Source organism: Erythrobacter sp. HI0063, assembly GCF_001635685.1.
Taxonomy (GTDB): Bacteria; Pseudomonadota; Alphaproteobacteria; order Sphingomonadales; family Sphingomonadaceae; genus Qipengyuania.
This window is the reverse complement of sequence record NZ_LWFF01000353.1, coordinates 1-7,970: the sequence shown is the minus strand read 5'-3', so window position 1 is coordinate 7,970 and position 7,970 is coordinate 1. Positions and strand designations below refer to the sequence as shown.

Sequence of the window (7,970 nt, the reverse complement as noted above, 5' to 3'; positions counted from 1 at the left end):
TTAGGCGATGAGGCCGGACGGGCTGGCGGGGACGATCGCGGCGGCCATGCAGATGGCCGAAATGGCGAAAGCGGCGATGGCGGCGAAGGCGTTGTTGGCTTTGAAGAGAGACATTTTTGAATTTCCTTTTTCCCTGAACCCCGGCCCTTCCGGGGATGCCAGAATGATTGCAACCGCCGTGCCAAACTTGAAAAACGGCTGAATTTCGCCGTTTCGGCCTCCTCGCTTCCTGACGCGTTCGTTCATCAATCCGAAAGGTTGGGAAATCTCACCACATTTTGGAATCCACCCAATTCGAGTGGCGGTATCGCGAGCGCACGGCTATCTCCTCACCCGCTCATGGCGCTCGACCGCATCTCTCTTTCGAACTTCCGCAACCATGCCGAAACCGCGATCGATGGGACCGGTCGGCTGAACCTGCTCGTCGGCGGAAATGGAGCGGGCAAGACCAATATCCTCGAGGCGCTCTCTCTCCTCGCGCCGGGCCGGGGCATGCGGCGGGCGGCGCTGGCCGATATGGCGCGCCAGGACGGGCCCGGCGGTTTCGCGATCGGCGCGAGCCTGGCTCACGATAATGTCGGTGACGAACCCGTTCGGATCGGCACTTATACCGAAGCCGCGCAGCCGGGCCGCCGCCGCGTGCGCATCAACAGCGCCGAGACCAGCGCCGTCTCGCTCGGCGAATGGATCGCGATCGGCTGGCTCACCCCGGCGATGGATGGCCTCTTCACCGGGCCTGCGCAGGATCGAAGACGCTATATGGACCGGCTGGCGCTTGCGCTCGATCCCGAGCATGCGAGCCACGCCAACCGTTACGAAGCGGCCTTGCGCGAACGTAACCGCCTGCTCGGCGAAGATCGCGAGCCCGATCCCGCCTGGCTCGATGCGATCGAAAAGCAGCTCGCCGAACATGGCGACGCGCTCTCTGCGGGACGCGCGCGGCTGGTCGATGCGATGATGGCCGAGATCGTGGCGCAACCCGAAGCGCCCTTCCCCCGTCCCGCATTAAGCTACGCGCCGGGCGGCCCGCTCGGTTTCGAAGCCCTGTCGCAGGCGCTTCATGACGGGCGCCGCCGCGATCGCGCCGCCCAGCGGACGCTGACCGGCCCCCATCGCGACGATCTGGACGTGCTCTACGCCGCGAAACGGATGCAGGCCGCCGCCTGTTCGACCGGAGAACAGAAGGCGCTGCTGCTCGCAATGACGCTGGCGCACGCGGCGCTCGCGGCGAGAGGCCGTGCCTCGCTGCTCTTGCTGGACGAGGTCGCCGCGCATCTCGATCCCGATCGGCGCGTGGCCTTGTTCGATCGGTTGCGCGGCGGCGGCGCACAGGTTTGGATGACGGGGACGGAGACCGCCCCCTTCGAAGCTATCGCGGGCGAAGCGTCCGTCTGGGAAGTGCGCGATGGCGCGGTTACGCGCCCCTGATCTTTTCTCCCGCGCGTTTCTTGGCTTCTACTCATCGGGCTCCGGCAAGGCCTCGGCCACCTGCGCGACCGTGTCGATCGCCAGGACCTGCAGGCCCTCTTCGGTCGGGTGGATGCGGTCGTCTTGGAAGAGCTCGGGCCGCTGGTAGACCGTCTCCAGCCAGAACGGGATCAGCTCGGCCCCGTATTCTCTCGCCAGATCGCCGTAGAGCGCGTCGAATTCTCGCTGGAACTCCGGCCCGTAATTGGGCGGTGCCCGCATTCCCATCAGCAGGACTGGAATGCCCCGCTCACGCAATTCGCCCAGCATCGTTTCGAAATTGGCGCGCGTCTCGGCCGGCGGGATACCGCGCAGCAGATCGTTTCCGCCCAGTTCCAGAATGACGAGATCGATATCCGTCTGCTTGTCCAGCACGAAGGGCAGACGCTGGCGCCCCGCCCCGCTGGTATCCCCCGACACGCCCGCATTGACGATCCGCGCATCGATCCCCCGCGCCCGCAGCGCGTCTTCCAGCTTGGCGGGATAGCTGTTCTCCACTCCCACGCCGTAGCCTGCGAAAAGACTGTCCCCGAAGGCGAGGATGCGGCGCTCCGGCCCGCTTACAGGGACTTGCGGCGTATCGTCGTTCGCGGCGGAGGGCGTCGCCCGACGTGCCGTTTCGTCGGCCTGGGGCGCAGGGTCGGCGCTTTGGCCGCAGGCGGCAAGGAGGATCAGCAGCGGAAGGATCGACAAACGGACGAGATGCACCGGCGAGGCTCCTTGTGACGGACGGCACCCTGTGCCATCGCAGCGATGTGACCAATTCTCAAGCTGCGATCTCCGCCCGCAATCTCACCCTCACTCTTGGAACCGCGGAAGCGCCGGTTGAAATCCTGCGCGGCGTCGATCTCGACGTGATGCCGGGCGAAACGGTGGCGCTGCTCGGCCCGTCCGGATCGGGCAAGAGCTCGCTGATGGCTGTCCTGTCCGGTCTCGAACGCGCGAGCGGGGGTACGCTTCAAGTCGCGGGTCAGGATTTCGTCGGCATGGACGAGGATGCGCTGGCCCATGCGCGGCGCGGGCGGATCGGGATCGTGCTGCAGGCCTTTCACCTCCTGCCGACCATGACCGCGCAGGAAAACGTGGCCACGCCGATGGAACTGTCGGGAGAGAAGGAAGCGCAGCCACGCGCCCGAACGGAGTTGGAGGCAGTCGGGCTCGGCCATCGGCTCGACCATTATCCGCAGCAATTGTCCGGGGGTGAACAGCAGCGCGTGGCCATCGCCCGCGCCATCGCCCCGCGACCCGATTTGATCTTTGCCGATGAGCCCACGGGCAATCTCGACGCGGCGACGGGTCAGGAAATCGTCGATCTGCTCTTCGCCCGCCGCGCGGAAACGGGCGCTACCCTACTCGTCATCACGCACGATCCGGAACTCGCCAAACACTGCGATCGGGTGATTCAGCTGGGCGACGGGGTGATTGCGAGCGACACGCGCACATGACCTGGGGCGAAGCCTGGCGGATCGCGCGGCGCGATCTGAATGCGCGGTTCAAGGGATTGCGCCTTTTGCTGGTCTGCCTGTTTCTGGGCACAGGCGCGCTGGCGGCGATCGGGACTCTGACTGCGGCGATCGAAGGAGAGATCGCGTCGAGCGGGCAGGAACTGCTCGGCGGCGACCTCGAAATCGAATTGTGGCAGCGTTCGCTCAACGCGCAAGAAGACGCCGCCCTCGCCGAATACGGGTCGCTGACGCGTGGATACCGGTTGCAGGCGATGGCGCGGCGCGGCGATCAGGCGGTGCCGATCGGCTTGAAGGCGGTCGACGATGCCTATCCGCTCTACGGTGCATTGACCCTGCAAGACGGTCGCAATGTGGGTGCGCCCGCGCTGGACGAGGCCTGGCTCGATCGCGGCGCTGCCGAACGACTCGGCGTCGAACCCGGCCAGACCATCGCCATCGGTACGCGCACGCTGACAGTCGGCGGCATCATCGCGACCGAGCCCGACAAATTGAGCGAAGGATTCCAATTGGGCCCGACCGTGATCGTGGCGGAAGGCCTGCCGGAAGCGGCCGGATTGCTTGCGCCGGGATCGATGTTCCAGAGCAAGACCCGCGTCGCTTTTGCCACGCCGCGCGATCCGCAGGCCGTGCGCGACGAATTGGAGGACCGCTTCCCCGAAGCTGGATTCGATTTCCGCACCGCCGATCGCGCGTCGCCTGGCGCCGATCGCTTCGTCAGCCGGATGAGCGAATTCCTGACTCTGGTCGGCCTTGCCGCGCTCGTCATCGCCGGGATCGGAATCGGCGGCGGCGTAACGTCCTATCTCGACGCGCGGCGGCAGGCGATCGCGACGCTCAAGATCCTGGGCGCGAGCAGCACCGATATCGCGCGCATCTACGCGCTCCAGATCGGGGCGGCGGCGCTGGCGGGCAGCCTTGCCGGGCTGCTGGTGGGCGTGGCGGTGACGCCGCTTCTGGCCGTGGCGCTGTCCGGCCTGCTGCCGGTCGAAACCGGCTTCGTGGTCGATCCGCTCGCTCTGCTGACCGCGCTGGCGTACGGGCTGCTCGTAGCCTTCGTGTTCGCCGCGCCCCCGCTGCTGCGCGCGCGCCATTTCCCTGCCATGGCGCTGATGCGTGCGCGGATCGCACCGCTGGCGCGGGACCGGCAGGCCCTGATCGCCGTCGGCGCGGGGCTGGCCGCGATCGTCGCGCTGGCGCTTCTGACGGCGAGCAATTGGCAGCTATCTGGCCTGTTCCTGATCGGCGCGGCGGCCGCTTTGGGATTGCTCGCTCTTCTTGGTTTCGCGATCCGCAAAATCGCCGGTGCGCTCCCTCGCCCGCATAATCCGATCGCGCGCAATGCGCTTGCCAATCTCCACCGCCCCGGCTCTTCGACCGGCGCGCTGGTTACTGCGCTCGGCTTCGGGCTTGCCGCCTTCGTGCTCCTCGCCGCGGTCCAATCCGCCATCGACGGCAATATCGAGCGCCGCGTTCCCGATCAGGCCCCCGACTACTTCGTCCTCGATGTGCCGCGCGATCGTGTGAGCGCGTTCGAAGACCTCGTCCGCAGCGAAGATCCCGAGGCCGATATCCGCACCGTTCCCGCCCTGCGCGGCGCGGTGCTGGCCTTCGGGTCAGACGGCGACATGACCCGCACCGCCGAACTCGAGGAAATCCCCGACGGCGCGTGGGCGCTGCGCGGCGAACGCGGCCTGACCTATGCCGACGAGGTTCCTCCCGGCAACACCATCGTCGAAGGCGACTGGTGGGGCCCGTTCCACGAGGGCGAGGCGCTGGTCAGCGTCGATCAGGAATTCGCCGAGGCCGCCGGGCTCGAAATCGGCGATCTGCTGACCTTCGGCGTGCTGGGGACCGAGCGCACTGCGCGCATCGCCAATCTGCGCACGATCGATTGGGAAAGCCTGGGCTTCAATTACGTCTTCGTGCTCAGCCCCAATGCCCTCGACGATGTGCCGCACAATCTCGCCGCCACGATCGAGCTTGCGGACGGAACGCCCACTGCGCCGATCCTCCAGGGGCTGGTGCGCGAATTTCCGTCTTCCTCGGTGATCGAGGTCGGCGGCATTCTCGCACAGGCGCGCACGCTGCTCGAACAGGTCGGCCTCGCCACGCTGGCGGCGGCAAGCGTGGCCGTGCTGGCGGGCCTCGCCGTGCTGCTGGGGGCCATCGCCGCTGCGCGTGCGGCGCGGACCTACGACACCGTGATCCTGCGCGTCCTCGGCGCGGACCGGCGGCAGGTGCTGGCGATGCAATTGATCGAATACGGCGTGCTGGCGCTGGCGCTGGCCGTGGTGGCTCTGGGGCTCGGTAGCCTGCTCGCCTGGCTGGTCATCACGCAATTGTTCGAATTCGACTGGCTGCCCGACTGGAGCGAGATCTTCGCCGTGCTCGGCATGGGGCTTGCCGTCGTGATGGCCTTCGCGATCGGCGGCTCGCTGCCTCTGCTGCGGGCCAAGCCGGCACAGGCGCTGCGCGCGCTCTGACACGACGCTCCGCCGTCCCGGCTTTCTCATGCTCGCTTCACAGGACAAAAAAGGGGGCCCGAAAGCCCCCTTCTCCTTATCCGGTGCTGTGAAGCGCGGTCTTAGAACCGGACCCGCGCCGTCACGCCATACGTACGCGGCTGGCTGGGATAGCCCGAGATCGAGCCCGCCTGCGCGGTGCTGGGGAAGATCTGGGTGAGGTACTGCTCGTCGCCCAGATTGCGGACATAGCCGGTCACTTCGAACCCGTTCTCCATCGCGAAGGTCAGCGAGGCGTTCACCTGATTGACTTCGCGCGTGTAGTTGCGGGCGATCGCGCGCTGCTGTTCGAATGTGCCGAAGCCCGGAACGCCTTCGATCAGCTGAGTATCGCTCTCGTGATAGAAATCCACGCGTCCGATCAGCAGATTGCCGCTCGATCCCAATTCCTGCGTATAGGTCGCCGAAGTGGCGATCGTGAACGAGGGGATCCCCGCCGGGCGCGTGCCCGTCAGATCGCCGACAGCCGAATTGGTGAAGCTGTTATAGATCGGATCGAGATGGGTCAGCGCGAAGGTGAACACCAGAGCGTCGGTCGGGTTGATCGTGCTGTCGAGCTCGAAGCCCCGCGTCGATTGCTCGCCCGCATTCGCCAGAGCGAAGCCGGTGCCGGTGAAGACGTTCGACTGGAAGCCGTCCAGCGTCTGATCGAACAGCGCGACGTTCAGCGCGAAGCCTGGGTAGTCCAGCTTGATGCCGAGTTCGTAGACTTCCGATTCTTCCGGCCCGGCGAAGCGCGACCCGGTTCCCAGATTCGGCACCGCGATGCCCGCGTCGCGGATCGGCGAGGACGGCGCGAGGATCAGGCTGCCGCGCGGACCCGGCGTGTAATTGCTCGCCAGCGGACGGCTGTCGCGTGACAGATTGACCGAACTCGCCTTGAAGCCGGTGGCATAGGTGAAATACGCGTTGATATTGTTGTTCACCTCGTAGGCGATGCGGCCGGTATAGCTCCAGTCGTCGTCTTCCGTCTGACCCGGTTCGACCGCGTTCGGCACGCCCAGGAAGGGCGGGATGAACTGCAGCGGCTGAAGGGCGAGCAGCGGGTTCACCGCCGGATTGAGCGCGGCGCTCGTGATCGCTCCGAAGGCCGGTCGTGTGGCGGGATTGGTCGCAAAGCCATTGATGACCGTAGGGGTCACCGCGCCGGGCGCCACGTTCAGCGCACGGGCGATCTGGCCGACGATGAAGGCATCGACGAGATTCACGTTCGCCAGCGGATCGAAGGATTGCTGTGCGAGAGTGAAGTCCTTCTCGTCCTTCGTGTAGTTGAAGCCACCGGTCAGCGTGATGCGATCGGTGACTTCGAAATCCACCGTTCCGAAGACGGAATAGCTTTCGTTCTGAAGCGTGAAGGCTTCACGCGACAGCGGGCCGGCGGCGAAGCTGCCGCCCACAGGAATGCCCAGACCGGCTTCGGCGGCGGGAAGCCGTCCTCCCGCCAACGCATTGAAGAACGGCCGTGCCGCAGCACCATTGTCGAGACCGCTGGTCTGCACCACGTCTTCGTTGAAATAGAAGCCGCCGAGCAGGAAGTTGAACGGCCCGTCGAAGTCCGACGTCAGGCGCAGTTCCTGCGTGAAGGTGTCGACCGCCTGGTCACGGAATTCGCTGACGATGTCCGCGCTGGTGAAATCGACGTCCTGCTGGTTGAAAGCGCGCAGTTCGCGATACGCAGTGATCGAGGTCAGCGAGAAAGCGCCGATCTCGTAATCGGCCTGGAGCGAGCCGCCATAGCTTTCGATGTCGTTGGTCGGCAGCTGGTTCAGATAGGCTTCGTAGCTGAACGGATCGTTCGCCGCGACATTGCCGCCCACCGCGCGGGTCGCAGCGAAGGTCGGCCCGGCGAGGACGTTGCCGGCGAAGCAGCAATTCTCGTCGATCTTGGAGTAATCGCCGATCGCGCGGACACGCAGCGCCCCGCCATTGTCGAAGAGAAGCTGGGCGCGCGCGCCGTAGCGGTTGCGATCGTTGATCTTCTCGTCGAGGTTGACGACGTCGACATAGCCGTCGCGCGTGTTGTAATTGCCTTCCAGAGAGAAGGCGACGCTGTCGGTGATCGGGCCGGTGACGTCGCCGCGCACGACGATATTGTCGTAATTGCCGTAGGTCAGCGCGGCGCTGCCGCCGAAGTCGAATTGCGGTTCGCGCGTGACGACCGAGATGATGCCGGCGCTGGCGTTCTTGCCGAACAGGGTCGACTGCGGCCCGCGCAGCACTTCGATGCGCGCGACATTGGCGAGATCGTTGATCTGCGCCGCCGAACGCGAACGGTAGACCCCGTCGATGAACACGCCGACCGAAGGCTCGACGCCGACATTGTTCGCGCCGTTGCCGAAGCCGCGGATGAAGAAGGTGGTGTTGGCCGAGCTCTGCAGCTGGCTGACGCGCAGCGACGGTGCGACCGTCTGCAGGTCGAGCAGGTCGCGGATTTCCGCGCGTTCGAGCGTCTCGCCCGTGGTAACGCTGACCGAGACGGGCGTTTCCTGAAGGGTCTGGGCACGCTTGGTCGCGG

Annotated in this window: 6 protein-coding genes; 3 read left to right on the top strand and 3 right to left on the bottom strand. The window is 66.0% G+C overall.

Annotated features, from left to right (window positions below):
• Complete coding sequence (locus tag A3736_RS17750; protein WP_197465457.1) at positions 1 to 114, bottom strand: recombination protein F; 114 nt, start codon at positions 112 to 114, stop codon at positions 1 to 3.
• A 225-nt stretch (positions 115 to 339) separates the two neighbouring features.
• On the opposite strand from A3736_RS17750, the gene recF reads away from it, so the two are divergent.
• Positions 340 to 1,428 carry a DNA replication/repair protein RecF gene (gene recF, locus A3736_RS16395; protein WP_067685128.1) on the top strand — a complete coding sequence of 363 codons (1,089 nt, stop codon included), beginning with the start codon at positions 340 to 342 and terminating at the stop codon, positions 1,426 to 1,428.
• 27 nt (positions 1,429 to 1,455) lie between these two features.
• On the opposite strand, the gene A3736_RS16390 is transcribed toward recF, so the two are convergent.
• Positions 1,456 to 2,175, bottom strand: coding sequence for an arylesterase (locus A3736_RS16390; protein ID WP_067685126.1), 720 nt, complete (start codon positions 2,173 to 2,175; stop codon positions 1,456 to 1,458).
• A 14-nt stretch (positions 2,176 to 2,189) separates the two neighbouring features.
• Between A3736_RS16390 and A3736_RS16385 the strand changes: the two genes are divergently transcribed.
• On the top strand, positions 2,190 to 2,912 hold the full coding sequence (locus A3736_RS16385) for an ABC transporter ATP-binding protein (RefSeq protein ID WP_233999464.1): 723 nt from the start codon (positions 2,190 to 2,192) through the stop codon (positions 2,910 to 2,912).
• The gene (locus A3736_RS16380; protein WP_067685124.1) at positions 2,909 to 5,416 is read left to right on the top strand and encodes an ABC transporter permease; all 2,508 of its coding nucleotides are present in this window, start codon (positions 2,909 to 2,911) and stop codon (positions 5,414 to 5,416) included. Before A3736_RS16385 ends, A3736_RS16380 begins: the two co-directional genes overlap by 4 nt.
• Before the next feature lie 101 nt (positions 5,417 to 5,517).
• Here the strand turns inward: A3736_RS16380 and A3736_RS16375 are convergent.
• A partial coding sequence (locus A3736_RS16375; RefSeq protein ID WP_067685122.1) for a TonB-dependent receptor occupies positions 5,518 to 7,970 on the bottom strand: 2,453 nt, incomplete at its 5' end.

Bases quoted from the DNA above. Each gene is read 5' to 3' on its own strand.
- A3736_RS17750 (WP_197465457.1), bottom strand. From the start codon at position 114: ATGTCTCTCTTCAAAGCCAACAACGCCTTCGCCGCCATCGCCGCTTTC.
- recF (WP_067685128.1), top strand. From the start codon at position 340: ATGGCGCTCGACCGCATCTCTCTTTCGAACTTCCGCAACCATGCCGAA.
- A3736_RS16380 (WP_067685124.1), top strand. From the start codon at position 2,909: ATGACCTGGGGCGAAGCCTGGCGGATCGCGCGGCGCGATCTGAATGCG.